Origin of the sequence: Pseudomonas sp. S37 (assembly GCF_016658545.1) — a bacterium.
GTDB lineage: Bacteria > Pseudomonadota > Gammaproteobacteria > Pseudomonadales > Pseudomonadaceae > Aquipseudomonas.
This window is the reverse complement of sequence record NZ_JACVZC010000040.1, coordinates 1-24,139: the sequence shown is the minus strand read 5'-3', so window position 1 is coordinate 24,139 and position 24,139 is coordinate 1. Positions and strand designations below refer to the sequence as shown.

Sequence of the window (24,139 nt, the reverse complement as noted above, 5' to 3'; positions counted from 1 at the left end):
CCCTGCCGCAAAAACCTGTGGGAGCGGGTTCACCCGCGAAGAAAAGCACGCGGTGGGTGGCACCGGCACTGCCGGTGTTCGCGGCTAAAGCCGCACCTACAAGATTTTTGTGCATGACACGCTATTGCGGCAACTGCACCTGCGGTTTGGTCGCGGCAAAAATCGCCCAACTGGACATGAACAGCGCCGCAATCAACGGCCCGATCACAAAGCCGTTGAGCCCGAACACCGCCAACCCGCCCAGCGTCGACACCAGGATCAGGTAGTCAGGCATGCGCGTGTCCTTGCCCACCAGGATTGGCCGCAGCAGGTTGTCCACCAGGCCGATCACCAATACCCCGAACGCGGTCAGGATGATCCCCGGCAATATCGCCCCGGTCAGCAGGAAGTACGCCGCCACCGGTGCCCAGACAATACCTGCACCCACCGCCGGCAGCAGCGACAGAAACGCCATCAGCACCGCCCACACCAGCGCGCTGGGGATATCCAGCACCCAGAAGATCAGGCCGCCCAGTGCGCCCTGGGTAATGGCCACCAACACGTTGCCTTTCACCGTCGCCCGCACCACACGGTTGAACTTCAACTGCAAGCGGCGCTTCTGCTGCTCGGGCAGCGGCACCGCCAGGCGCACACGGCGCGCCACGTCAGCGCCTTCGCGCAGGAAGAAGAACAACAGGTACATCATGATGCCGAAGCTGACCAGGAACTCGAACGTGCCCTGGCCAAAGCTGAACGCCTGGCTGGCCAGCACCTGGCTGCCCTGGGTCGCCCACTTGGTGATCTTGTCACGCAAACCGTCGAGGTTGCCCATGCCCAGGTTGTCCAGGCCGTGCTGGGCGAATGCAGGCAGCATGTCCTTGCCACGCTCGACGTAACCTGCGATATCCAGCTGCCCGCTCTCGATACGCTGATACAGGGTGGCGCCTTCCTGCACCAGCAGCGCGCTAGTGACGAACACCGGCAACACCGCCACCAACAGGCAGACCAGGGTCGTCGTGGCCGCCGCCAGGTTGCGCCTGCGGCCAAAACGGATCAGCAGGTTGCGCTGCAGGGGGGCAAACAGGATTCCCAGTACCACCGCCCAGAAAATCGCGCCGTAGTACGGCAGCAGTATCCAGATAAAGGCAATGGTCACCACTGCCAGGAGTACTGCCAGGGCTTTGTTCTGTAGAGCGGCTTCGTTCATCGCAGGTCCTCGAATGGCTTATGCGATATTAGTGCGTACCGCTTGGCTAAAAGTGCCGCTACTCCCTTGATGTAAATCAATACGTGTACTGGCCGAGGCTTTTAGCATGCGCGCCCTTTGCCCCGGTGCGCACCATGACCTCTATCGCCAAGCCCGAACTGCTGGCCCCCGCCGGCACCCTCAAGACCATGCGCTACGCCTTTGCCTACGGCGCCGACGCGGTCTATGCCGGCCAGCCGCGCTACAGCTTGCGGGTGCGCAACAACGAATTCGACCATGCCAACCTGGTGCTGGGCATTGAAGAAGCACATGCGCTGGGCAAGCGCTTCTATGTGGTGGTCAACATCGCCCCGCATAACGCCAAGCTCAAGACCTTCCTCAAGGACCTGGCGCCAGTGATAGCGATGGCGCCGGATGCGCTGATCATGTCCGACCCTGGCCTGATCATGCTGGTGCGCCAGCACTTCCCGCACATGCCGGTACACCTGTCGGTACAGGCCAACACGGTCAACTGGGCCAGCGTGCAGTTCTGGCAGCAAATGGGCCTGAGCCGGGTGATCCTGTCGCGCGAGTTGTCGCTGGAAGAGATCGAGGAAATTCGCCAGCAAGTGCCAGGCATGGAACTGGAGGTGTTCGTCCACGGTGCCCTGTGCATGGCCTATTCCGGCCGTTGCCTGCTGTCGGGCTACCTCAACAAGCGTGACGCCAACCAGGGCACCTGCACCAACGCCTGCCGCTGGAAGTACGACGCTACGCCCGCCACCGAGAACGCCACCGGCGACATCGTCCGCGAAGTGCAGCCCACCCTGGGCCTCGGTGCGCCCACCGAACAGGTATTCCTGCTGCACGAAAGCAACCGCCCCGGCAGCGAAATGCCGGCGTTCGAAGACGAACACGGCACCTACATCATGAACGCCAAGGACCTGCGCGCCATCCAGCATGTCGAGCGCCTGGCCGGCATGGGCGTGCATTCGCTGAAGATCGAAGGCCGCACCAAATCGCACTTCTACTGCGCCCGCGCGGTGCAGTCGTACCGCCAGGCAATTGATGACGCCGTGGCCGGGCGGCCGTTCGACAGGGCCTTGATGGGCAACCTCGAATCACTGGCGCAGCGCGGCTACACCGAAGGCTTCCTGCGCCGCCACGTGCACGACGAGTACCAGAACTACCAGCGCGGCAACTCGGTGTCCGAGCGCCAGCAGTTCGTCGGCGAACTGACCGGCGCACGCGTCGAAGGCCTGGCAGAAGTCAAGGTGAAGAACCGCTTCGCCGTAGGTGACCATATGGAGCTGATGACCCCGAGAGGCAACTACCACTTCGCCCTTGAGTATATGAGCAACGGCCAGCAGCAACCCCTGCAGGTCGCCCCCGGCGATGGCCATACCATCTACCTGCCTGTTCCCGAGCAGGTGCCCTTGGCCTACGGCCTGCTGATGCGAGACATGCCGGGTTGATCGCATTGGCTACAGCTCGATCCTGGTAACCGCCTGAAGCCGCCGGTCACCCAATTCCTGCCGTAGCTGCTCACGAAAGCTGGCAAACCGTTGCACATCCAGGCGATAGGCCGTGCCAGTATTCCACACCACGATGTCACGCTGGGTCTCGCTCCAGAACTCAAAGTCGCGTACTTCGACGTTGCCATTGAAACGGAAGGCGTACACCGCCAGATGGATCTGCCCCGCCTCGTCCTTCTGGCAGGGTGTTACCAGAAACGAAGAGGCAACATCGTTCTCGTAACCGCTGCGCAAGAACGTACTGGCGTGTGCACTGATGCGCAGTTCCTGCATGGAGGCACGCGCCAGTTGGGCCAACAGCGTAGGCGTATGGCCGGCACCGATGGGTTCAAGCTGGGCAGCGAAATCGTCAGGGGCGCGCAGGACCTGAGGCGGCAGGGCCAGGGACGCCGTCTTTACGCAGCCATGTTTCTCCAGCCGGTTGCAGAAGCGGTCAAGCCAGCTTTTCCATAATTCGTCGCGGTCAAGGAAACGACTTGCGAATTCATCGGCATGGTCCAGCAGCACCTGCACGTCCTGGCGTTCCTGTTCAGTCAGGTCAGGGCCGATACCAATCAGGTTGTTCGTGGTGTACATCAGGCATTCCAGTGGTAGGGTCATGCTTTTCCAGCCTCTCAGATAAGTCTGCCTGACGTTAGCCAGCGTGGCGGTGCATCGGCATCCGGAACCTGTACCCATGGCGCTTGCGCTATGCTGCTGGCCTGCGTTTCCCAAGGAGTGCTTCACCATGCTGCGCAAACACCTTCTTACCCTCAGCCTGCTGGCCGCTACCGGCCTGGCCCAGGCCGCCGAAACCATCGACGTGTACCGCGACCCCAACTGCGGCTGCTGCAAGGCCTGGATCAGCCACCTGCGTGACAACGGCTTTACCGTCAACGATCACGTCGAGCCGAACATGAGCGCGGTCAAGCAGCGCCTGGGCGTGGCGCCGCGCCTGGCGTCGTGCCACACCGGGGTGATCGACGGCAAGTTCGTCGAAGGCCACGTGCCGGCCGAACAGGTGCGCCTGCTGGCCAAGCGCAGCGACCTCAAGGGCCTGGCCGTGCCAGGCATGCCGATGGGCTCGCCCGGCATGGAGATGGGTGACCACAAGGATGCCTACCAGGTCATCGGCGTGACCCAGGATGGCCAGGACACCGTGGTCGCCAACTACTGATGCTCAGCCTGTGGGCGCTGTTCTTCAGCGCCTTTGGTGCCGCCACCCTGCTACCGCTGCAATCGGAGGCCGTGCTGGTCGGCCTGTTGCTGCGCCAGCCCGAAGCCTGGGCGACCCTGCTGCTGGTGGCCACCCTGGGTAATGTGCTCGGTTCGGTGGTCAACTGGCTACTGGGCCGGGCCATCGAACACCTGCGTGACAAGCGCTGGTTCCCGTTCAGCGCGGCGCAGCTTGCGCGCGCGCAGCAGCGCTACCAGCGCTGGGGGCAATGGTCGCTGCTGCTCAGCTGGGTGCCGGTGATCGGCGACCCGCTGACGCTGATCGCCGGGATCATGCGCGAGCCGTTCTGGCGCTTCCTGCTGCTGGTGACCGTGGCCAAGGCCGGCCGCTATGCGGTGCTGACGATGATTACCCTGGGCTGGTTTCACGCCTGGTAACACCTTTCACGTTCCGCGTAGTCCATGGGCTGTTACATTCGCTTTTTCCTACATGGTCCTACATGGAGTGCCCCCATGCTGCGCGCAACCGCCCTGGCCCTGGCCTGCCTGGCAGGCGGTTCGGCCTTCGCCGCCGAATCGCCCACCTATGGCCCTCAGCTCGAAGGTTTCAGTTACCCGCACCCGCTCAAGCATTTTGACTTCAATTCACAGGGCCAGGCCCTGCAGATGGGCTACATGGACGTGCCCGCCCAAGGCCAGGCCAACGGCCGCAGCGTGGTGCTGATGCACGGCAAGAACTTCTGCGCCGCCACCTGGGAAACCACCATCGATGCCTTGAGCAAGGCTGGCTACCGGGTCATTGCCCCGGACCAGGTCGGCTTCTGCACCTCGAGCAAACCGGCGCATTACCAGTACAGCTTCCAGCAACTGGCCGACAACACCCATGCCCTGCTGGAGCAGCTGGGCGTGAAGCAAACCATAGTGCTTGGCCACTCCACCGGCGGCATGCTTGCCACCCGCTATGCGCTGATGTACCCACAGCAGGTGGAACGGCTGGCCATGGTCAACCCGATCGGCCTGGAAGACTGGAAAGCCCTTGGCGTGCCTTACCGCACCGTGGACCAGTGGCATGCCCGCGAGCTGAAGCTGGATGCCGAGGGCGTGCGCGAATACGAGCGCAAGACTTACTATGCCGGGCGCTGGAAGCCCGAATACGAACGCTGGGTACAGATGCTGGTGGGCCTGAACAAGGGGCCGGGGCATGAAGCGGTGGCGTGGAACTCGGCACTGATCTACGACATGATCTTCACCCAGCCGGTGTACCACGAGTTCAAGGACCTGCAGATGCCGACCTTGCTGCTGATCGGCGACAAGGACACCACGGCGATTGGCAGCGATATTGCGCCGCCGGAGGTGAAGGCCAAGCTGGGCAAGTACGAGGTTCTGGGGCCTCAGGTGGCCAAGCTGATCCCCAAGGGTGAGTTGATCACTTTCGAAGGCATGGGGCATGCGCCGCAGATCGAAGAGCCGGTGCGGTTCAACCGTACGCTGGTGGAGTGGCTGAACAAGTAAGCCACAGTTTTCGAAGCCTGTGCAGTACCTGTAGGAGCGGCCTTGCGTCGCGATGGGCTGCGCAGCAGCCCCGGGGTTTCAGCGCTGATGCACAAACTGCCGGGGCTGCTGCGCACCCCATCGCGACACAAGGCCGCTCCTACAGGGAATGCAATCTGCCACAGGGCTCCTCTACACTTTCCAGACCTGCGCCTCGGTCCAGCCCAACTCGGCAAAATCGTCGGCGCGCAAGCCGGCCTCTTCCTCGCAAAAGAACTCATCCAGTTGCGGCGGCCTGACCGCCGTGTCGCTGAGCATCGCATGCACCTGCCCACGGTGATGTATCTGGTGTTCGAACAGATGCGCCAACAACCGCAACCGCGGCTCGCGCTGTACCCGGTCGGGCCGCACGACACTGACATAACGGCCCAGCTCGTCATCACTCAGCGCCTGACAATAGGCTATCAGTCGGTGGTCCGCCTGGGCCTGTTCGGCGTTCAGGTCGGTACACAGGGCAAACGGCCGCTGCATGGTTCGGCTCCTGTTCAGGCGAAGCGTTGCAGTTGCATCTCCCGTAGCCGGCTTAACGTCCGTTGGTACGGGAACGCCAGATACCCTTGAGTGTAGAGGGCATCGAGCGGCACCTGCGCTTCCAGGTACAGGGCTACGCGGCGGTCGTAGCACTCGTCGACCAGGGCAATGAAACGGCGCACTGCGTCGTCCTTGGGTGACAATGCGGGGAGTTCGCGATCGCCCGCCACCACCCGTGCCGCCGCATCCTCGGTACCACGGGCAATGCGCCCGGCCCGCTGCTCACCGCCCAGCGCTGGAATCTCCGATACCAGAATGGCTGGAAAACGATCGCACAGGGCCATGAACTCCATGGCAGCCAGTGGTTGTTCGCACAGGTCGCTGAAGCGGCACCAGATGGCCTGTTCGCTGCGGCGTATCACGTGAATGGGCCTGGAGCCGATCGCCAACGGCTGATCTGTGCCGGCGTCGTCCGGGCTCAGCTGGCTGAACACTTCGTTCAACTGGCTGGCCTGCCCCGCCGCTGCCACCCAGTAACGCTGGCGTTCGGCACCGGGGTGCAGGCGGTGGTCCTGCTCGCCCGCCACCGGCAGTACCTGCATGTGCCGCTGGATCGCGGTAATGGCCGGCATGAAGCGATCACGGTTGAAGCCGTCGCGGTAGAGCTGCTCGGGTGGCTGATTGGAGGTGGCGACGAGCACCACGCCTTGGTCGAACAGCACCTGGAACAGGCGACCGAGGATGATCGCGTCGCCGATGTCGCTGACGAACAGTTCGTCGAAGCACAGCACGCGGATCTGCCCGGCAAGCTCCCGGGCCAGGGCCAGCAGTGGGTCGGCGGTGCCGTTTAGCTGGAACAGGCGCTGGTGAACCCAGGCCATGAAGTGGTGGAAATGCTGGCGTCGGCTGGGTACGCGCAGGCAGCGGTGAAACTGGTCCATCAGCCAGGTCTTGCCACGACCGACCGGGCCCCAGAGGTAGATGCCCCGAGTGGGACGACCTTGTTCGACGGCCAGGAAGCAGGCTTGCAGGGCCTCGACGGCGCGGGCCTGGGCGGGGTCGGCGACATAGCCCTGGGTGGTCAGGGCTTGCTGGTAGAGGGATTGGGGGTCGATGGCCATGCGGCATTCTAACCGACTGACGCGATCCCTGTAGGAGCGGCCTTGTGTCGCGACGGGACGCACAGCGGCCCCGGCAATCTATGTCGTGATGCTGAAATCCTGGGGCCGCTGCGCGGCCCATCGCGACACAAGGCCGCTCCTACAGGGACCGCGTCAGGCTTCGTTGGCCAGGCCCACTTTCAGCAACGCACCATCCTTGTCATCGGTCAGCACATACAAATACCCATCCGGCCCAACCCGTACATCGCGAATCCGCGCCTTCAAATCACCGAGCAAGCGCTCTTCGTGCACCACCTTGTCCCCCTTCAGCTGTAACCGGATCAGTTCCTGGGTCGCCAGCGCACCAATGAACAGGTTGTGGTCCCAGGCCTTGAACGTCGGGCTGTCATAGAACGCCATGCCGCTGATACCCGGCGACTTCTCCCACACATGGTGCGGGTCGACCATGCCGTCGACATGCTTGCCCTTGGCCTCGGGGATCGGCAGCAGCGAGTAATTGATGCCGTGGGTCGCAATCGGCCAGCCGTAGTTCTTGCCCGGCTCGGGGATGTTGATTTCATCACCGCCGCGCGGGCCGTGTTCGTGGGTCCACAGCTTGTCTGTCCAAGGGTTGAGCGCAGCGCCTTGCTGGTTACGGTGGCCATACGACCAGATTTCCGGCCGCACGTTGTCCTTGCCAACGAAGGGGTTGTCCTTGGGCACTTCGCCGTCCGGCAGGATGCGTACGATCTTGCCCTGCAGCTTGTCGAGGTCCTGGGCAGTCGGGCGCTGATTGTTCTCGCCCAGGGCGATGAACAGGAAACCATTGCGGTCGAACACCAGGCGCGAGCCGAAGTGGTTGCCTACCGACAGCTTGGGCTGCTGGCGGAAGATTACGTTGAAGTTTTCCAGCCGGGCGCGGTCCTCGGACAACTGCCCACGTCCGACCGCAGTACCGGCCTTGCCGTCACTGCCCTCTTCGGCGAAGGACAGGTACACCGTGCGATCCTTGGGGAAGTCCGGCGACAGCACCACGTCCAGCAGGCCGCCCTGGCCCTCGGCCCACACCTTGGGCACGCCGCTGATCGGCGGGCCGACCTTGCCTTCGGCGTTGACCAGGCGCAGGTTGCCGACACGCTCTGTGACCAGCATGTCCTTACCGCCTGGCAGGAAGGCCAGCGCCCAAGGGTTACGCAGGCCGTCGGCCACGGTGCTGACGGTCAGGGTGCCCTCTTCGCTGGGCAACTGCTGTTCGGCCGCCGCCTGCGCCAACAAGGGCAGCAGCGCAGCGGCGGTCAGGGTGGCTAGCCAGGGTGCTCGAAGCATGCAGGATTCCTTTCAGTGGGCTTACGGCGCACGCGGGTTGTCGCGCGGTGGCCGGGTGGGTTCCAGGTTCGGGGTTTGCTGCTGGCGGCGCAGGTTGTCGCCGTTGCCGATGCCGCGGTTGTCCAGTGTCGGGGGGCGCTGGTACGGGTCGGTGGACGGGCCGCGTACCGGCGGCGTGGCCGGCATGCTGCCCTGGCGGCTGTTGGGGTTGGCGCGCTGGATCGGGCTGTTGTAGGGGTTGTTGTTGCCAGCGGCGAGCTGCAATGGCAGTTGCGGAGCAGCGTGCACGGGCAGGCACAAGGCCAGGCCGAGGGCCAGGATGGGCAATGTCGGGGTCATGCTTCACCTCCTGTACGAAAATGCCGCGCCTGGTGGGTTTGATAGCCTAAGGCGCCAGGGGTTCGCGGCAAAAGCGCGAATGTGGGTGGAGTTGATTCCTGATGTTTCAGTATGGGCCTTGGGGGCTGCTATGCAGCCCATCGCGACCTGTGGGAGCGGCTTTAGCCGCGAACACCGGCAACGCCGGTGCCAGCCACCGCGTCGCCTGGTTCGCGGCTAAAGCCGCTCCCACAGGGGCCGCGATGCGGCCCCCAAAATTACTGGCCTTTGTCTACCTTGTGCCGCGCCGCATACAGGCACAGCATCTCCATCGCCAGGGTGGCCCCGGCCAATGCAGTGATATCGGCATGGTCATAGGCTGGCGCCACTTCCACCAGGTCCATGCCGACCAGGTTGATGCCACGCAACCCGCCGAGAATCTCCAGCGCCTGCACCGTGCTCAACCCGCCGCACACCGGCGTGCCGGTGCCGGGCGCGTAGGCCGGGTCGAGGCAATCGATATCGAACGTCAGGTACACCGGCCGCTCGCCTACGCGCTGGCGAATCGCTGCAATCACCGCCTCGGTGCCCTGGCGGTGTACCTGCCGGGCGTCGAGGATGGCAAAGCCTTGGCTGTCGTCATTGGTGGTACGCAGGCCGATCTGCACCGAGTGGGCGGGATCCACCAGGCCTTCGCGGGCGGCATGCCAGAACATGGTGCCGTGGTCGATGCGCTCGCCTTCCTCGTCCGGCCAGGTGTCGCTGTGCGCATCAAAATGGATCAGCGCCAGCGGGCCATGCCGGCGGGCATGGGCCTTGAGCAGCGGGTAGCTGATGAAGTGGTCGCCACCGAGGGTGAGCATGGCGCAGCCGGCTTGCAGAATGTGCTCGGCATGGGCCTCGATGCTGTCTGGCACCGACTGCGGCGTGCCGCTGTCGAAGGCGCAGTCGCCATAATCGATCACCGCCAGGTGGTCGAACGGGTCGAACGCCCACGGCCAGTGGCGGGCCCAGGCCTGCTGTACCGAGGCGGCACGGATAGCCCGCGGGCCGAAGCGTGCGCCGGGGCGGTTGCTGGTGGCGGTATCGAACGGTACACCACTGACCACCACATCCACCCCACGCAGGTCGCGGCTGTAGCGGCGGCGCGAAAAACTGGTAATACCGGCGTAGGTACTTTCTGCGGCGGTGCCATACAGGCTGTCACGGGTCATGGCCTGGTCGTTGTTGGTGGCTTGGTCCACGGTCGGCTCCTGGGTCGTTGTATTTATTGGCGGCTGCGGAAGGCAGTCCACAGGCGGTTGCGCTGGCGCAGGTCGGCCAGGGCCATGCTGCGGTCGGCATACAGGCGCTGGCGCACCTCGGGTGACGGGTAGATGTCCGGGTCGTTGCGCACCGCTTCGTCCACCAGCGGCGTGGCAGCCTGGTTGGCATTGGCGAAGAACAGCGTGTTGGTCAATGCCGCCACCGACTCCGGCTTGAGCATGAAGGCGATAAACGCGCGGGCCGCCTCGGGGTGCGGGGCATCCTTGGGGATGACCAGGTTGTCCTGCCACACCAGCGTGCCTTCGCGGGGGATGCGGTAGATCAACTCGAACGGCTTGCCGGCACGCCGCGCCTGGTCTGCAGCCATTGCCGCGTCGCCGTTGTAGGTCAGTGCCAGGCACACGCTGCCGTTGGCCAGGTCGTTGATCTGCCGACCATTGGCGACGTAGCTGATCGACGGCTGCAACTGGCTGAGCAGATTCTGCGCGGCGGCCAGGTCGCCCTTGTCCTGGCTGTAAGGGTCCTTGCCCAGATAGTTCAGGGCTACGCCGATCACCTCTTGCGGCGAGTCGGGCATGGCAATACCGCAGTCCTTCAGGCGGCTGGCGTATTCGGGCTTGAACAGCAGGTCGAGGCTGTCCAACGGCACATCGCCCAGGCGCTGGCGCACCGCCTCCACGTTCACCCCCAGGCCCAGGGTGCCCCAGGTGTAGGGCACGGCATGGCGGTTGCCGGGGTCGGCCTCGGCGAGCTTGGCCAGCAGGTCCTTGTCGAGGTTGGCGTAGCCGGGCATGGCCTGGGCGTCCAGCGGTTGCAGGGCATTAGCCTTGAGCGCCCGCGCCAGCACGGTCGACGACGGCACCACCACGTCGTAGCCGCTGCCACCGGTCAGCAGTTTGGTTTCCAGTACTTCGGTGGTATCGAAGGTGTCGTAGCGCACCTTGTAGCCGGTTTCCCGCTCGAAGCGCTGGAGCGTTTCCGGGGCCACGTAGTCGGCCCAGCTGTAGAGGTTGACGACTTTTTCTGCGGCTTGCAGCGGCAGGGCCAGGACCAGGGACAACAGGCACAACGATCGACGCATGACGGACACCTCGGCAAATGGGTGGATGCCGCGAGCATGCCAGCCGGGTTACATTGCAGGAATGGCAAGTTTGCAAAGCTAACATTCATCAGGAGCAATGTAATGCTCGGACAAGTGCACGACCCCGACCTGCACCTGCTGCGGCTGTTCGTCACTGTAGTCGAGGCCGGTGGTTTCAGCGCCGCGCAAGGCGTGCTGGGCCTGAGCCAGCCCACCATCAGCCAGCGCATGGCGCAGTTGGAAGCACGCCTGGGCTACCGCCTGTGCAGCCGTGGCAAGGGCGGTTTTCGCCTGACGGAAAAAGGCGAAATGCTATTGGAGGCGGCGCGAGGGCTGCTGCTGAACATCGAACAGTTCCGCCAGCAAGCCAATGGCGTTGCCGGGCGCCTGCTGGGCACCGTGCGCATTGGCCTTGCGGAGAATCAGGACAAGGCGGTGAGCCTGAAACTGGCGGCGGCCATTGCGGCGTTTCGCAGGCGTGACGAGGCGGTGCAACTGGAACTGATCAGTGCGCCGCCAGCGGAGCTGGAGCGGCTGTTGCTGGAGCAGCGGCTGGACTACGCCATCAGCTACTTTTCCGGCAACCAGGCGGCGTTCGACTACCAGCCGCTGTTCGAGGAGCGGCAGCGGCTGTATTGCGGCAAGGGGCATGCGCTGTTCGGTAAGGCGGGAGTCCCCCGTGAGCGCTTGCGGGAGCAGGATCAGGTACGCCATCCGTACCGGTTTCTGAAAGGTGATGAACCGTTCCAGAGCCAGCGCAGCATGGCGGTGGCGGAGCAGATCGAGAGCGTGCTGACGTTCATTCTGTCGGGGCGGCATATTGGCTACCTGCCGTGCCATTGCGCGCAGGTGTGGGAGGCTGAAGGGATGCTGTGGGCGCTGGACCCGGGGCTGGATTTTGTGGTGCCGTTTACCCTGGCCCGGCACCGGGCGCAGGGGGTTGGCGAGGCACAGCAGGCGTTTGCCCAGGATTTGCTGGCGGCGTTTGCCTGACCCGGCCTCTTCGCGGGTAAACCCGCTCCCACAGGGATACCACAACGCCTGAGGGCTGCGCGGTACCTGTGGGAGCGGGTTTACCCGCGAAGAGGCCGGGTCAGGCAACATCAATCAGTAAGCCATGCTCCAGGTCAGCGTGTAGGTCCGCCCGCGCCCTTGATAGTCATACAGGTACGCCGGCCCGTAGGTCGGCGAATAGAACAACGTCGCCCGCTGCCCCCAGACCGTGCTGTACTGCTTGTTCAGCAAGTTCTGGATACCGGCGCTGAAGGTGCCGAAACCGGTGTCCTGGCTGCCCAGCAGGTCGAAGGTGGTGTAGCCGTCGATCTCGTGGTCGGCATCATCCTTCAGGCTGAAAGCATGGTTGGCCTGCAGCCGCGCGCTGCGGCCATCGCCCTTCCAGCCTACGAACCCGGTGGCCTTGGACAGCGAGGCATAGCGGGCATCACGCTTGATCCAGCCGCCGTCCACATCCTCTTCCTCGGAGCGGGTCAGGTGCAGCGTGCCGCCGGCTTCCCAGCCCGTCTGGAAGTGCCGGGTAAGGGCACCTTCAAAGCCGAAGTCGCGGCTTTTTTGTTCTTCCACGTTGATGGTCAGCGTCTGCGAGTCGACGTTGATGATCTTGTCCGACCAGATGTAGTACAGCGCCGCCTGGGCGTCCCAGTCCAGGTCGGCATAACGCCAGCCCATTTCCACCTGGCGGCTCTTGATGCCGGCCAGCGGGTTGTCGGCCACGCTCAGGCCCGGCTTGCCGTAGTACTTGGCCGGGTCTGGCAGGTCGAAGCCTTCACCATAGTTGGTCCACACCTGGTGGCCGTTCTTGAAGTCGTAGATGGCACCGACGTTGAACAGGTTGACCTGATAGTCGTTACTGCCGCCGGGCACGCCCTTGAAGTCGCTGACATCCACGTCCATCTGCTGGCGGCGGGCGCCGCCGGAGACGGTCAGGTTGTCAGTAGCATGCCAGTCCAGCTGGGCATACACCGACACACCATCGACCCGGTAGCTGGGGTAGCGCGCGGCCTTGCTTTCCTTCTCCAGCTCCAGGCCGCCCGACTCGGACGAGGTCTGGGCGTTGAAGGTGGTCTGCTCGGCGTTGAAGCGCTCGCGGTCCAGGTCGACGCCATAGGTCAGTTTCAGTGTGTTCCACTGCTTGGCGAACAGGCCCTTGAGGCTGGTGACTTCGAAGTTCTGCTGCGAGGCGGCAAAGTACACCCCGCGCGAGCCGGTGGGCGTGGCGCGGTTGTAGTACGGGAACGGGTAGAAGTTGTCGTCTTCCTTGCGGTACGAGGCCTGCAGGTAGAAGTCCTGGCCCAGCACGTCGCTGTGGTGGTAGTTGGCGTTGAGCAGCAAACGCCGGGTACGCGGCTCCAGGTCGGACGAGTAGCCGCTGCGCAGCTCGGCGTCTTCCAGGTCGGAAGGCGCGTTGTAGTTCAGGTTGGGGAAGTAGATACCGGTGCTGCCGTGGTTGCCCGAGTCGTAGTACTGGGCCAGCAGGTCGAGGCTTTGCTGGTCGTTCAGTTGCAGGCCGAGGGTGCCGAGCACGTCGATGGTGCGGTTGTATTGCAGGTCGGTCTGGGTGTTGTCGATGAAAATCTGGTCACCAGCGCCGTCGTAGAAGGCTTCGTTCTGCTCGCCGGAAATACCCAGGCGGGCATTGACCCGCTCGTTGCCGCCGCTGATCGACTGGGCAAAGCGGGTGGCCAGGTCGTCGCTGTTGTTGAAGCCGCTGCTTGCGCCAAGCTGGGTCTCGAAACGCGCCGGGCCAGGCTCACCCTTTTTGGTCACGATATTGATGATGCCGCCGGTGGCGCCGCCACCGTAGATGGCGCTGGCGCCCGACAGCACCTCGACGCGCTCGACGTTGAACGGCGAAATGCTGTCGAACTGGCGCGACAGGCCGCGCGAGCTGTTCTGGCTGACCCCGTCAATCATCACCAGCACGTTGCGCCCGCGCATGTTCTGGCCGTAGTTGGTGCGCCCTTCCGGCGCCAAGTCCAGGCCGGGTACCAGCTTGCCAATGGCTTCCTTCAGGCTGACACCGCTGTCGATCTGTTCGCGCAACTGCTGCTGGTCGACCACCCAGACAGTGCCGGGGATTTCGCTGATCGCGGTGCTGGTACGCGAGGCCACGCTGACTTCGATCGGCTTGAGGTTGACTGCCTGCGGCGCAGCCTCGGCCTTGCGCAAAGTGACCGTACGGGCATCGCTGAACTGCCAGGCCATGCCGCTGCCGGCCAGCAGCTGTTGCAGTGCCTGTTCGACGCTGTAGCTGCCGTGCAAGGCCGGGCTGGCCTGGCCGGTGACGTCGCCAGTGGTGTACAGCAGGTGCAGGCCGGCCTGGTCGGCAAACGCGGTCAGGGCCTGGTCCAGCGGCTGGGCGGGCAGGTCGAGCTGCACCTGGCGTGCCTGGACCTGGGTTTGTTCGGCAGGGGTCGCAGCCCATGTCGGCAGCGCGCCGGCCAGCATGGCCAGGGCACTGCAGGAGATCAGGGCGTGGTGAACAGGACCGCGACGGCGGTGCAAGGGCTTGAGCATCAGAGGCACGAAGGAGCTTCCTGACAAGTCGTAAATGAGAATGGGTTGCTGATCAGTCCCACTACGACGATCTGGCTGGCAGGAACTTGCAGTGCGGCTTGGAAAATATTTTTCCTGTGGTGGCCTCTTCGCGGCTAAAGCCGCTCCTACATCGACCGCGTGATCTTCGAGGCACGCGGTCGATGTAGGAGCGGCTTTAGCCGCGAAGAGGCCGCCACAGGCTGATCAATGCACCACAGCCAACCAAGGCAGATAAGTCACCTTCAGCCCATAACGCTGCTCCAGGGTACGCAACAGAGCCTCTGGTTCATCCAGGTCGAACACCCCGCTCACCTCCATCGCCGCCAGCTTGCTATCGGACAACACGATGCGCCCATGCCGGTAACGTTCAAGCTCTTCCAGCACCTGCCCCAACGGCTTGCCGTTGAAGATCAGCTTGCCGCGCTGCCAGGCCATTTGTGTACCGGCATCGGCCGCTATGGCCAGTGGCTGCTCGCCGACCTTGGCTTCACCCTGCGCCAGCACCACACGGCCATCACGGCGCACGCTGAAGGTAGCGCCCCGGCCTTGCACCTGCTCACCGCCCGTGTCGACCACAAACGGCCGTGCATCGTCCGCCGTCTCGAACAACGCCTCGCCAGCATCCAGCACCACCCGCCGCTCATGCTCGCTGAACACCACGCTCAGGGCACTGGCGCTGTTCAGGGTTACCCGCGTGCCGTCAGCCAGGGTAATCACCTGCCGTTGTCCCACTGCCGTGTGGTAGTCCGCCAGCAGCATGGGTGCCCGCTGCCAGGCCACCACGGCAGAGACCAGCACCACCACGCAAGCCGCCACACCCGCTTGTTTCAGCCAGCTGCGGCAGTGGCGCAAGGCCTGGCCGATGTACTTGGCCACCATGCTTTCGGAAACGCCCAGGCGTTGCGCAACCTGCTTCTGGGTCAGGCCTTCGACGCGGTTGAGCAACAGCGCCTGGCGGGCCTTGCTGGGCAGCTGCAACAGCGCCTGGTCAAGGATCTGCAGGCGCTCGCGGGCCAGCAACGCCGCCTCGGGCGCCGGCGCCGGGCACGCCAGCTCGCCTGCCCCTTCGCTGTCACCGTGGCTGGCCGCGATACGCTGCTCGCGGCGCAAGGCATCGATCGCCAGGTTGCCCGCCACGCGGAAGATGAAACTGCGTGCGTGCAGCACCGGCAGCGCCTGCTCGTCGATGTTCACCAGCTTCAGGTAGGTTTCCTGCGCCACATCGGCGGCGCGCTGGCGGTCGCTCATGCGCCGGGTCAGGAATTGCAGCAGGTCGTCGTAGTGCTCCTGGAAACTTGCCAGCAGGCCCGACACAGGTGAAGTCAGCATGGGATTGGGAACGGCCAGTAGGAGAAGTTATCGGGCGTTAATGAGAAACAGTATCTTTCATCTGGGCCGATATTATCAACGTGGCTTTAGCGGCGCCTGTGAGATCGAGCGCCGCCAGGTGTTCGCCGATGTATTTTCAGCGCCTGAGAGATCGAGCGCCGCCCGCGCGGCGCTCGATCTCACAGGCGCCAAATGCCTCAAGGCAAGCACCCAACGGGGCGTATTCAGCGGCCAGCGCTGGCCGCTGCCATCAGCTTGTTGACTTCGCTGCGTACCATGCTGGCGTATTCGGGCGGCGACATGGCGTCCAGTTCGGCACGTACCCACTCGGCCCATTTGCCCTTGCGCCGTGGTTTTTCCGCGATCAGCCGGGCCGCTTCGCCCTTGGCCTTGCCCAGGTTGCTCTGCCACATCTCGAACAGCCGGGCCTTCTCTGCCTCGATCTGCGCCCGTTCCTCGAAGCTCATGTTGGCCAGATTGAAACTCATGAAGGTACCTGCAGGTTTGAAAATGGCCGCTATCTTACACCCAGGCAACACCACATCGCTAAGCCGGCGCAACTTTCCCGACGCGGCGGCATCCATTGTTCAAACTACCCCATAGACGAGGACGAGTTCATGGCCCGGAAAAACGCCGCGCTGGCCGACAGCGATCAGATCAAGGACCAGGTATTCAGCGAGCTGCAGTCGCTGATCGAAGAATCGGAAAAGCTGCTCAACGACAGCGCTGCCCTGGTTGGCGAAGAAGCAGAAGGCCTGCGCGCCCAGGTCAGCCTGAAACTCAAGCAGGCCCGCCAGGCCGCCGGCAACGTGCGTGACAGGGCGCAGCCGGTGGTAAACGCCACCCAGGACTACATCGGCGGCCATCCCTGGCAGACCGTCGCCATTTCCGCCGGCCTCGGGCTGGTGGTGGGCCTGCTGCTGGGCCGGCGTAACTAAGGCGCGGGCCGCCTGGTGCGAGTCAGGCGGCCAGTGCCTGCGGGATGCCGCTGTGGAAACGCAGTTCCTGGTCGGGTGACTGGATCAGCTCCATTTCTGCAGCGCGCACCAACTCTACCCGGCGGGCGATGTCCGCCTCATCCCCATAGTTGTGCGCCAGTTTCAGGTAGCCTTGGTAGTGGCGCGCTTCGCTTTTCAACAGGCCGTGGTAGAAGCGGCCCAGTTCTTCATCCAGGTGCGGCACCAGCGCGGCGAAGCGCTCGCAGCTGCGCGCCTCGATAAACGCCCCTACCACCAGGGTGTCCACCAGCTTGACCGGCTCGTGGGCACGCACTAGGCGTCGCAGCCCCGAGGCATAGCGGCCCGCCGACACCGGGCGCAGCGGTACGCCCCGGCGCTTCATCAGGCGCAATACCTGCTCGTGGTGCACCAGCTCTTCACGGGCCAGGCGCGACATCATGTTGATCAGGTCGAGGTGGGTGTTGTACTTGGCGATCAGGCTCAAGGCGGTACTCGCGGCCTTGAATTCGCAGTTCTTGTGGTCGATCAGCAAGGTTTCCTGGTCGGCCAGCGCCGCTTCGATCCAGGCATCTGGCGTCGGGCAGCCAAGAAAGGCGTCGATTTCGGGGATCAGGGACATAAGCGTGCAACCACACAGAACAGGCAGGGCCGGCGATTATACCGGCGGCGGCGAGCGGCGCCAGTGACTATGCTTGATGTGCATCAAGCACCCGCGGGGGAAGCGCCGACTATAGTCAGGCATTGGTCGCCACCTTTATGGAGTTCACGCCCATGCAAGCCGTCCGCAGCATCCTCGTCGTCCTCGACCCCGAGCACGCCCACAGCCGGGCGCTGACCCGGGCCAAGCTGATTGCCGGCGTCACCGGCGCGCGCCTGCACCTGCTGATGTGCGACAAACGGCATGATCACAGCGCATTGCTGAGCCTGCTGAGCAGCCAGTTGCACGATGACGGCTATGACAATGTCACCCATGAGGAAGCCTGGCGCGACAACCTGCACGACACCATCATCTACGTGCAGCAGGCCGAAGGCTGCGAGCTGGTGATCAAGGAACACCGCCCGGACAACCCGCTGAAAAAGGCCCTGCTTACGCCCAGCGACTGGAAACTGCTGCGCCAGTGCCCGTGTGCCGTGCTGATGGTCAAGAGCGAGCGGCCATGGACCGGCGGCAAGATCCTGGCGGCGGTGGACGTGGGCAACCAGGATGAAGACCACCGCCGCCTGCATGCCAGCATCATCGACCATGGCTATGCCATTGCCGGGCTGGCCAAGGGCGAGTTGCATGTCATCAGCGCGCACCCGTCGCCGATGCTGTCGGCGTCAGACCCGGTGTACCAGTTGAGCGAAACCATCGAGAAACGTTACCGCGAGGCGTGTTCGGCGTTCCAGGCCGAGTACGGTATCGCCGAAGACTGCCTGCATGTGGCAGAAGGGCCGGCGGATGTGTTGATTCCGCATACCGAAAAGCAGCTGGATGCAGTGGTGACGGTGATCGGGACCGTGTGCCGCACGGGGATATCCGGGGCGCTGATCGGCAATACCTCGGAGGTGGTGCTGGATGCGCTGGTGGGGGATGTACTGGTGCTCAAGAGTGAAGAGGCCATTGCCCACCAGGCTGAATTGGCGCAAGGCTGAATCCCGCACTGTGGGATCACACATGATTGGTTGATTGTGCATGGCCCCTGTGGGAGCGGGTTCACCCGCGAATGCGTCGGAAAGTCCATTGACGCATTCGCGGGTAAACCCGCTCCCACAGGGTTTCCCTTCTGCCTCCAGATCTAGATCAATGCCTCACGCACCTTCGGGTCCAGCCCCTCCCCTTCATTGGCTGCAATCCATTCCACCAGCTGCCGGCGCATGGCCGGCGTCCAGAAGCTTTGCAGGTGCTGGCGCACGCCCTGCACCGCCAGCACCCGGTTCGGCTCGCTGTCGAAGTAATGGGCAATCTGGTTGGCCATCTTGACCAGGTTGTCGCTGCTCATCGGCGCACCTCGGCTTTCTCCGCTGTGCGGCGTTCCTGCAGCAGGCGCCGCTGTTCATCACTGAAGTCCTGGTAGCGTTTCTGCCATTGCGATGGCTGGAACACTTTCACCACCTCCACCGCCGTCACCTTGTACTCCGGGCAGTTGGTGGCCCAGTCGGAGTTGTCGGTGGTGATCACGTTGGCCCCCGACTCGGGGAAGTGGAAGGTGGTGTACACCACCCCCGGTGCCACCCGCGCGCTGACCTTGGCGCGCAGCACGGTCTGCCCGGCACGGCTGCCGATACCGACCCAGTCGCCGTCCTGGATGCCCCGGCTTTCCGCATCGGTGGGGTGGATTTCCAGGCGGTCGGCGTCATGCCAGGCCACGTTGCCGGTACGCCGGGTCTGGGCGCCAACGTTGTACTGGCTGAGGATGCGCCCGGTGGTCAGCAGCAGCGGGTAGCGGGTGTTGACCTTCTCGTCGGTGGGCACGTAGCCGGTGAGCATGAAGCGCCCCTTGCCACGCACGAACTGGTCGATGTGCATGGTCGGTGTGCCATCGGGCGCGGCGTCGTTGCACGGCCACTGCAAACTGCCGTGGCGGTCGATTTCTTCGTAGCTGACCCGGCGGAAGGTCGGTGTCAGGCGGGCGATTTCATCCATGATCTCGGATGGGTGGCGGTAATTCATCGGGTAGCCCAGGGCGTTGGCCAGGGCCACGGTGGCTTCCCAGTCGGCTTTGCCGGCCAGCGGTTCCATCACCTTGCGCACCCGCGAAATACGCCGTTCGGCGTTGGTGAAGGTGCCGTCCTTCTCCAGGAACGAGCTGCCCGGCAGGAACACATGGGCGAATTTGGCGGTTTCGTTAAGGAAGATATCCTGCACCACAACGCACTCCATGGCATGCAAGGCTGCCGTCACGTGCTGGGTATTGGGGTCGCTCTGGGCAATATCCTCGCCCTGGCAATACAGCGCCTTGAAACTGCCGTCCAGTGCCGCCTCGAACATGTTGGGGATGCGCAGGCCAGGGTCAGGCTGCAGGGTTACGCCCCAGGCACGCTCGAACTCGGCACGCACGCCCTCGTTGGAAATATGCCGGTAGCCAGGCAGTTCGTGGGGGAACGAGCCCATGTCGCAAGAGCCCTGCACATTGTTCTGCCCGCGCAGCGGGTTCACCCCTACCCCTTCACGGCCGATGTTGCCGGTGGCCATGGCCAGGTTGGCGATCCCCATTACCGCCGTACTGCCCTGGCTGTGTTCGGTCACGCCCAGGCCATAGTAGATTGCCGCGTTGCCGCCGGTGGCATACAGCCGGGCCGCAGCGCGAATCTGCTCAGGCGGCACGCCACACACCGGGCCAAGCGCTTCGGGGGCGTTTTCCGCCAGGCTGACGAAATCCCGCCAACGGGCAAAGTCTTCGGTCTCGCAGCGGGCATCGATAAAGCGCTGGGCCAGCAGGCCTTCGGTGACGATCACATGGGCCAGGGCATTGAGCATGGCCACGTTGGTGCCCGGGCGCAGCTGCAGGTGCAGCTCGGCGCGGGCATGCGGCGAATCGACCAGGTCGATGCGCCGTGGGTCGATCACGATCAGCCGCGCCCCCTGACGCAGGCGGCGCTTGAGCTGCGAGCCGAACACCGGGTGGGCGTCGGTGGGGTTGGCGCCGATCACCAGCACCACGTCGGCCTGCATCACCGAATCGAAGCTTTGCGTACCGGCCGACTCGCCCAGCGTTTGCTTCAGGCCATAGCCGGTGGGCGAATGACACACCCGCGCACAGGTGTCGACGTTGTTGTTGCCGAACGCCGTGCGCACCAGTTTCTGCACCAGGTAGGCTTCTTCGTTGGTGCAGCGGCTGGAGGTGATGCCACCGATGGAGTCACGCCCGTACTTGAGCTGGATGCGGCGGAACTCGCTGGCAGCATAGGTGACAGCCTCGTCCCAGCTGACTTCCTGCCACGGGTCTTCCAGGCGCTTGCGGATCATCGGCTTGGTAATGCGGTCCGGGTGGGTGGCGTAACCCCAGGCGAAGCGGCCCTTCACGCAGGCATGGCCGTGGTTGGCACCGCCGTTCTTGTCCGGGACCATGCGTACCAGCTGGTCGCCCTTCATTTCTGCACGGAACGAGCAACCCACGCCGCAATAGGCGCAGGTGGTGATCACCGAGCGTTCAGGCTGGCCCAGCTGCACCAGGCTCTTTTCGGTCAGGGTTGCAGTCGGGCAGGCCTGCACGCAAGCGCCGCACGACACGCACTCAGAGGCCAGGAAGTTGTCACCACCCGCTGCCGCCACCCGCGACTCGAAACCGCGACCGGTGATGGTCAGGGCGAAGGTGCCCTGGATGTCTTCGCAGGCGCGCACGCAGCGGCTGCAGACAATGCACTTGCTTGGCTCGTAGTCGAAGTACGGGTTTGAAACGTCCTTCTTCTCCGCCAGGTGGTTGGCGCCGTCATAGCCGTAGCGCACCTCGCGCAGGCCCACCTGGCCGGCGACGGTCTGCAGTTCGCAGTTGCCGTTGGCCGAACAGGTCAGGCAGTCCAGCGGGTGGTCGGAAATGTACAGTTCCATCACGTTGCGGCGCAGGCCGGCCAGGCGCGGGGTTTCGGTGCGCACCACCATGCCTTCGCTGACCGGCGTGGTGCAGGACGCCGGGTAGCCGCGCATGCCTTCGATTTCCACCATGCACATGCGGCACGAGCCGAAGGCTTCGAGGCTGTCGGTGGCACACAGTTTGGGGATGCTGGTGCCGAGCATGGCCGCCGCACGCATCACCGAGGTGCCGGCAGGTACGCTGATGGCGCGGCCGTCGATGTTCAGGCTGACCTGCACGTCGCTGTCGCGGGCCGGGGTGCCGAGGTCGCTGGTTTTATCAGAAGCGGGGTCGAAGAAATTGATCACTGTGCGGCCTCCGTGGTGGTCAGCCCGAAATCGGCGGGGAAGTACTTGAGCGCGCTGGCCACCGGGTAGGCAGTCATGCCGCCCATGGCACACAGCGAGCCGTACTGCATGGTGTCGCACAGGTCGCGCAGCAGCAGGGCCTGGTCGTGGCGCTGGCCAAAATCGCTGCTGGCGATCAGCCGGTCGACTACCTCCATGCCGCGGGTCGAACCGATGCGGCACGGGGTGCACTTGCCGCAGGATTCCTCGGCGCAGAACTGCAAGGCGAAGCGCGCCATGCTGGCCATGTTCAAGGTGTCGTCGGCCACCACTACACCGCCATGACCGAGCATCGCACCCATGGCGGCAAAGGCTTCATAGTCCAGTGGCGTGTCGAAGTGGCTGGGCGGCACCCAGGCGCCGAGCGGGCCACCGACCTGCGCAGCCTTCAGCGGCCGGCCACTGGCCGTGCCGCCGCCATAGCCTTCCACCAGTTCGCGCAGGGTCAGGCCGAAGGCGCGTTCCACCAGGCCGCCCTGGCGGATGTTGCCGGCCAGCTGGAACGGCATGGTGCCCAGCGAGCGGCCCATCCCGAAATCGCGGTAGAACGCCGCGCCCCTGGCCAGAATGACTGGCACCGAGGCCAGCGTGAGCACGTTGTGCACCAGCGTCGGCAGGCCGAACAGGCCCTGCAGCGCGGGCAGTGGCGGCTTGGCGCGAACGATGCCGCGCTTGCCTTCGATGGACTCGAGCAGTGCGGTTTCTTCGCCGCAGATATAGGCACCGGCACCGACCCGCACTTCGAGGTCGAAGGCCCGGCCGCTGCCAGCCACGTCAGTGCCGAGGTAACCGGCCTCTCGGGCGATGGCGAAAGCCTGGTCGAGCACGTGGATGGCGTCGGGGTACTCGGAACGCACATAGATGTAACCCTTGTCGGCACCCACGGCGAGGCCGGCAATGATCATGCCTTCGATCAGCAGGAACGGGTCACCTTCCATCAGCATGCGATCGGCGAAGGTGCCGGAGTCGCCTTCGTCGGCGTTGCACACCACGTACTTCTGCCCGGCCCCGGCGTCGCGCACGGTGCGCCACTTGATGCCAGCCGGGAACGCCGCGCCACCCCGGCCTCGCAAGCCGGAATCGAGTACGGCAGCAACCACCTCCGCACCGTCCATCGAGACTGCGGCCTCAAGCCCGGCGAAACCGCCATGGGCGCGATAGTCGTCCAGCGCCAACGGGCGGGTGACACCGGCGCGGGCGAACAGCAGGCGTTGCTGGGTCTTCAGGTAAGGGATGTCCTCGACCGGCCCCAGTGCCAGCGAGTGACCACCGGGTTCACCGGCCAGGGCATCGAGCAGGGCCGGCACGTCTTCTGGCGTGACCGGGCCAAAGCCCAGTCGGCCCTGCGCGCTGTCGCGCTCGATAAGCGGCTCCAGCCAGTACAGCCCACGGGAGCTGGTGCGCTGGACTTCCAGCGGCAACTGGCGGCGCTCGGCTTCACGTTGCAAGGCATCGGCAACCTGGTCGGCACCCACGGCGCGGGCGACCGAGTCACAGGGAATGTACAGCTTCAGCATGCTGCGTCCTCCCGGCAACCATTGACCAGCGCGCGCAGGCGCTCGGGGGTGAGCCGCGCGTGCACCTGGCCGTCCAGTTCCAGCGCTGGCGAGCAGGCGCAAGCGCCCAGGCAGTACACCGGTCGCAGGCTGATGGCACCGTCGGCGCTGGTGCCATGGTCGTCCAGCGCCAGTTGCTCGCGCAGTTGCGCGGCCAAGGCTTCGGCGCCGCGGCTCTGGCACGACTCGGCGCGGCACAGGCGCAAGGTGTGGCGTGCCGGCGGCGCGGTACGGAAGTCGTGATAGAAGCTGATCACCCCGCGTACTTCGGCCAGGCTGAGGTTCAAGGCATGGGCAATTTCGGGGACGGCGGCATCGGGGATGTAACCGATGTCGTGCTGGATGGCATGCAGGATCGGCAACAGCGCGCCGGGGGTATCCTTGTCGCGGGCCAGAATGCGTTGGACGACGGGCAGGTGGAGCAATTCATCAGGCATACAGCGGACCTCGGCATCACCGACCCTGCCTAAATCATTGTGAGGGCAGGTAACCGGCGTGTTCTGCTGCGGCGCGCCGGCCACGTCACGGTTGCGTGGGATCAGCGGCCTCCTCGCCCACGGCCGCGCGTCTGCGCACGCTGGTCCTTGGGCATCTTTAAGCATGGCACCTGTGGCGCCGAAGGGTTGCGTGCGAGCGACCAGGCGCATTCTGAAACCGACGAAGTGCTTGCCTTGAGCTTTGTATTGCCTGGGCGAGCGAGCGCCGTCCCCACCTGGCCTGCATCACCTTCAAGGCAGGCACAGAACCTGTAGGAGCGGCCTTGTGTCGCGATGGGCTGCGCAGCAGCCCCAGGGTTTCCGCACAAGTGCACAAATTGCCGGGGCTGCTGCGCAGCCCATCGCGCCGCAAGGCCGCGCCGACAGGGGCCGCGG

The 24,139-nt window shown here is 64.5% G+C and carries 22 protein-coding genes and 1 pseudogene; 7 read left to right on the top strand and 16 right to left on the bottom strand.

Annotation, left to right across the window (positions count from 1 at the left end):
- Positions 1-121 precede the first annotated feature (121 nt).
- Positions 122-1,186 carry an AI-2E family transporter gene (locus tag IAE39_RS14575; protein WP_201203517.1) on the bottom strand — a complete coding sequence of 355 codons (1,065 nt, stop codon included), beginning with the start codon at positions 1,184-1,186 and terminating at the stop codon, positions 122-124.
- Between the two features lie 134 nt (positions 1,187-1,320).
- On the opposite strand from IAE39_RS14575, the gene trhP reads away from it, so the two are divergent.
- Positions 1,321-2,640 (top strand): prephenate-dependent tRNA uridine(34) hydroxylase TrhP, encoded by a 1,320-nt coding sequence (gene trhP / locus IAE39_RS14570; protein ID WP_201203515.1) that lies wholly within the window; start codon positions 1,321-1,323, stop codon positions 2,638-2,640.
- A gap of 9 nt (positions 2,641-2,649) precedes the next feature.
- Here the strand turns inward: trhP and IAE39_RS30095 are convergent, their stop codons facing one another.
- Positions 2,650-3,300 carry a hypothetical protein gene (locus tag IAE39_RS30095; RefSeq protein WP_201203513.1) on the bottom strand — a complete coding sequence of 217 codons (651 nt, stop codon included), beginning with the start codon at positions 3,298-3,300 and terminating at the stop codon, positions 2,650-2,652.
- 127 nt (positions 3,301-3,427) lie between these two features.
- On the opposite strand from IAE39_RS30095, the gene IAE39_RS14560 reads away from it, so the two are divergent.
- From IAE39_RS14560 to IAE39_RS14550, 3 genes are all read left to right on the top strand, one after another.
- Positions 3,428-3,856, top strand: coding sequence for a DUF411 domain-containing protein (locus IAE39_RS14560; protein WP_201203511.1), 429 nt, complete (start codon positions 3,428-3,430; stop codon positions 3,854-3,856).
- Positions 3,856-4,293 carry a YqaA family protein gene (locus IAE39_RS14555; RefSeq protein WP_201203510.1) on the top strand — a complete coding sequence of 146 codons (438 nt, stop codon included), beginning with the start codon at positions 3,856-3,858 and terminating at the stop codon, positions 4,291-4,293. Before IAE39_RS14560 ends, IAE39_RS14555 begins: the two co-directional genes overlap by 1 nt.
- A 75-nt stretch (positions 4,294-4,368) precedes the next feature.
- Positions 4,369-5,367, top strand: a complete 999-nt coding sequence (locus IAE39_RS14550; RefSeq protein ID WP_201203509.1) for an alpha/beta fold hydrolase — start codon at positions 4,369-4,371, stop codon at positions 5,365-5,367.
- A 171-nt stretch (positions 5,368-5,538) separates the two neighbouring features.
- Here IAE39_RS14550 and IAE39_RS14545 read toward each other — a convergent pair.
- The 6 genes and pseudogenes from IAE39_RS14545 to IAE39_RS14520 form a co-directional block, all read right to left on the bottom strand.
- Positions 5,539-5,874, bottom strand: a pseudogene (locus IAE39_RS14545) (DinB family protein); the annotation flags it as partial.
- A 17-nt stretch (positions 5,875-5,891) separates the two neighbouring features.
- Complete coding sequence (gene zapE / locus IAE39_RS14540) at positions 5,892-6,998, bottom strand: cell division protein ZapE (protein WP_201203508.1); 1,107 nt, start codon at positions 6,996-6,998, stop codon at positions 5,892-5,894.
- Between the two features lie 153 nt (positions 6,999-7,151).
- Complete coding sequence (locus IAE39_RS14535) at positions 7,152-8,303, bottom strand: PQQ-dependent sugar dehydrogenase (protein ID WP_201203507.1); 1,152 nt, start codon at positions 8,301-8,303, stop codon at positions 7,152-7,154.
- A 21-nt stretch (positions 8,304-8,324) separates the two neighbouring features.
- Positions 8,325-8,642, bottom strand: a complete 318-nt coding sequence (locus IAE39_RS14530; protein ID WP_201203506.1) for a hypothetical protein — start codon at positions 8,640-8,642, stop codon at positions 8,325-8,327.
- A 257-nt stretch (positions 8,643-8,899) separates the two neighbouring features.
- The gene (gene speB, locus IAE39_RS14525; RefSeq protein ID WP_201203505.1) at positions 8,900-9,865 is read right to left on the bottom strand and encodes an agmatinase; all 966 of its coding nucleotides are present in this window, start codon (positions 9,863-9,865) and stop codon (positions 8,900-8,902) included.
- A gap of 23 nt (positions 9,866-9,888) precedes the next feature.
- Complete coding sequence (locus IAE39_RS14520) at positions 9,889-10,968, bottom strand: polyamine ABC transporter substrate-binding protein (protein WP_201203504.1); 1,080 nt, start codon at positions 10,966-10,968, stop codon at positions 9,889-9,891.
- Positions 10,969-11,070: 102 nt separating this feature from the next.
- Here IAE39_RS14520 and IAE39_RS14515 point away from each other — a divergent pair, with 102 nt between their 5' ends.
- A complete protein-coding gene (locus IAE39_RS14515; protein WP_201203503.1) occupies positions 11,071-11,961 on the top strand; it encodes a LysR family transcriptional regulator in 891 nt (296 codons plus the stop codon).
- A gap of 114 nt (positions 11,962-12,075) precedes the next feature.
- On the opposite strand, the gene IAE39_RS14510 is transcribed toward IAE39_RS14515, so the two are convergent.
- From IAE39_RS14510 to IAE39_RS14500, 3 genes are all read right to left on the bottom strand, one after another.
- Positions 12,076-14,502 (bottom strand): TonB-dependent receptor, encoded by a 2,427-nt coding sequence (locus IAE39_RS14510; RefSeq protein ID WP_201203536.1) that lies wholly within the window; start codon positions 14,500-14,502, stop codon positions 12,076-12,078.
- A 225-nt stretch (positions 14,503-14,727) separates the two neighbouring features.
- Positions 14,728-15,852, bottom strand: coding sequence for a sigma-70 family RNA polymerase sigma factor (locus tag IAE39_RS14505; protein ID WP_201203501.1), 1,125 nt, complete (start codon positions 15,850-15,852; stop codon positions 14,728-14,730).
- A 224-nt stretch (positions 15,853-16,076) separates the two neighbouring features.
- Complete coding sequence (locus IAE39_RS14500; protein ID WP_201203498.1) at positions 16,077-16,340, bottom strand: hypothetical protein; 264 nt, start codon at positions 16,338-16,340, stop codon at positions 16,077-16,079.
- 129 nt (positions 16,341-16,469) lie between these two features.
- Here IAE39_RS14500 and IAE39_RS14495 point away from each other — a divergent pair, with 129 nt between their 5' ends.
- Positions 16,470-16,790 carry a DUF883 family protein gene (locus IAE39_RS14495; RefSeq protein WP_201203497.1) on the top strand — a complete coding sequence of 107 codons (321 nt, stop codon included), beginning with the start codon at positions 16,470-16,472 and terminating at the stop codon, positions 16,788-16,790.
- Positions 16,791-16,812: 22 nt separating this feature from the next.
- Here IAE39_RS14495 and IAE39_RS14490 read toward each other — a convergent pair whose 3' ends face one another.
- Positions 16,813-17,430, bottom strand: coding sequence for a tRNA-(ms[2]io[6]A)-hydroxylase (locus IAE39_RS14490; RefSeq protein WP_003248869.1), 618 nt, complete (start codon positions 17,428-17,430; stop codon positions 16,813-16,815).
- 152 nt (positions 17,431-17,582) lie between these two features.
- On the opposite strand from IAE39_RS14490, the gene IAE39_RS14485 reads away from it, so the two are divergent.
- Complete coding sequence (locus IAE39_RS14485; protein WP_201203496.1) at positions 17,583-18,446, top strand: universal stress protein; 864 nt, start codon at positions 17,583-17,585, stop codon at positions 18,444-18,446.
- 143 nt (positions 18,447-18,589) lie between these two features.
- Here IAE39_RS14485 and IAE39_RS14480 read toward each other — a convergent pair whose 3' ends face one another.
- The 4 genes from IAE39_RS14480 to IAE39_RS14465 are packed head-to-tail and all read right to left on the bottom strand — an operon-like array spanning position 18,590 to position 23,704.
- Positions 18,590-18,793 (bottom strand): formate dehydrogenase subunit delta, encoded by a 204-nt coding sequence (locus IAE39_RS14480; RefSeq protein ID WP_201203495.1) that lies wholly within the window; start codon positions 18,791-18,793, stop codon positions 18,590-18,592.
- Positions 18,790-21,672: a formate dehydrogenase subunit alpha gene (gene fdhF, locus IAE39_RS14475; RefSeq protein ID WP_201203494.1), complete on the bottom strand. Its 2,883-nt coding sequence runs from the start codon at positions 21,670-21,672 to the stop codon at positions 18,790-18,792. The genes IAE39_RS14480 and fdhF overlap by 4 nt, the downstream gene beginning before the upstream one ends.
- Positions 21,669-23,228 carry a formate dehydrogenase beta subunit gene (locus IAE39_RS14470; protein WP_201203493.1) on the bottom strand — a complete coding sequence of 520 codons (1,560 nt, stop codon included), beginning with the start codon at positions 23,226-23,228 and terminating at the stop codon, positions 21,669-21,671. Before IAE39_RS14470 ends, fdhF begins: the two co-directional genes overlap by 4 nt.
- Entirely contained in the window at positions 23,222-23,704 is a 483-nt protein-coding gene (locus IAE39_RS14465; protein WP_201203492.1) for a formate dehydrogenase subunit gamma, read from the bottom strand. The genes IAE39_RS14470 and IAE39_RS14465 overlap by 7 nt, the downstream gene beginning before the upstream one ends.
- Positions 23,705-24,139: the final 435 nt, after the last annotated feature.

Coding starts and splice junctions, on each gene's coding strand:
- IAE39_RS14575 (WP_201203517.1), bottom strand. CDS start 1,186: ATGAACGAAGCCGCTCTACAGAACAAAGCCCTGGCAGTACTCCTGGCA.
- trhP (WP_201203515.1), top strand. CDS start 1,321: ATGACCTCTATCGCCAAGCCCGAACTGCTGGCCCCCGCCGGCACCCTC.
- IAE39_RS30095 (WP_201203513.1), bottom strand. CDS start 3,300: ATGACCCTACCACTGGAATGCCTGATGTACACCACGAACAACCTGATT.
- IAE39_RS14560 (WP_201203511.1), top strand. CDS start 3,428: ATGCTGCGCAAACACCTTCTTACCCTCAGCCTGCTGGCCGCTACCGGC.
- IAE39_RS14555 (WP_201203510.1), top strand. CDS start 3,856: ATGCTCAGCCTGTGGGCGCTGTTCTTCAGCGCCTTTGGTGCCGCCACC.
- IAE39_RS14550 (WP_201203509.1), top strand. CDS start 4,369: ATGCTGCGCGCAACCGCCCTGGCCCTGGCCTGCCTGGCAGGCGGTTCG.
- zapE (WP_201203508.1), bottom strand. CDS start 6,998: ATGGCCATCGACCCCCAATCCCTCTACCAGCAAGCCCTGACCACCCAG.
- IAE39_RS14535 (WP_201203507.1), bottom strand. CDS start 8,303: ATGCTTCGAGCACCCTGGCTAGCCACCCTGACCGCCGCTGCGCTGCTG.
- IAE39_RS14530 (WP_201203506.1), bottom strand. CDS start 8,642: ATGACCCCGACATTGCCCATCCTGGCCCTCGGCCTGGCCTTGTGCCTG.
- IAE39_RS14520 (WP_201203504.1), bottom strand. CDS start 10,968: ATGCGTCGATCGTTGTGCCTGTTGTCCCTGGTCCTGGCCCTGCCGCTG.
- IAE39_RS14515 (WP_201203503.1), top strand. CDS start 11,071: ATGCTCGGACAAGTGCACGACCCCGACCTGCACCTGCTGCGGCTGTTC.
- IAE39_RS14510 (WP_201203536.1), bottom strand. CDS start 14,502: ATGCTCAAGCCCTTGCACCGCCGTCGCGGTCCTGTTCACCACGCCCTG.
- IAE39_RS14505 (WP_201203501.1), bottom strand. CDS start 15,852: ATGCTGACTTCACCTGTGTCGGGCCTGCTGGCAAGTTTCCAGGAGCAC.
- IAE39_RS14500 (WP_201203498.1), bottom strand. CDS start 16,340: ATGAGTTTCAATCTGGCCAACATGAGCTTCGAGGAACGGGCGCAGATC.
- IAE39_RS14495 (WP_201203497.1), top strand. CDS start 16,470: ATGGCCCGGAAAAACGCCGCGCTGGCCGACAGCGATCAGATCAAGGAC.
- IAE39_RS14490 (WP_003248869.1), bottom strand. CDS start 17,430: ATGTCCCTGATCCCCGAAATCGACGCCTTTCTTGGCTGCCCGACGCCA.
- IAE39_RS14485 (WP_201203496.1), top strand. CDS start 17,583: ATGCAAGCCGTCCGCAGCATCCTCGTCGTCCTCGACCCCGAGCACGCC.
- IAE39_RS14480 (WP_201203495.1), bottom strand. CDS start 18,793: ATGAGCAGCGACAACCTGGTCAAGATGGCCAACCAGATTGCCCATTAC.
- IAE39_RS14470 (WP_201203493.1), bottom strand. CDS start 23,228: ATGCTGAAGCTGTACATTCCCTGTGACTCGGTCGCCCGCGCCGTGGGT.
- IAE39_RS14465 (WP_201203492.1), bottom strand. CDS start 23,704: ATGCCTGATGAATTGCTCCACCTGCCCGTCGTCCAACGCATTCTGGCC.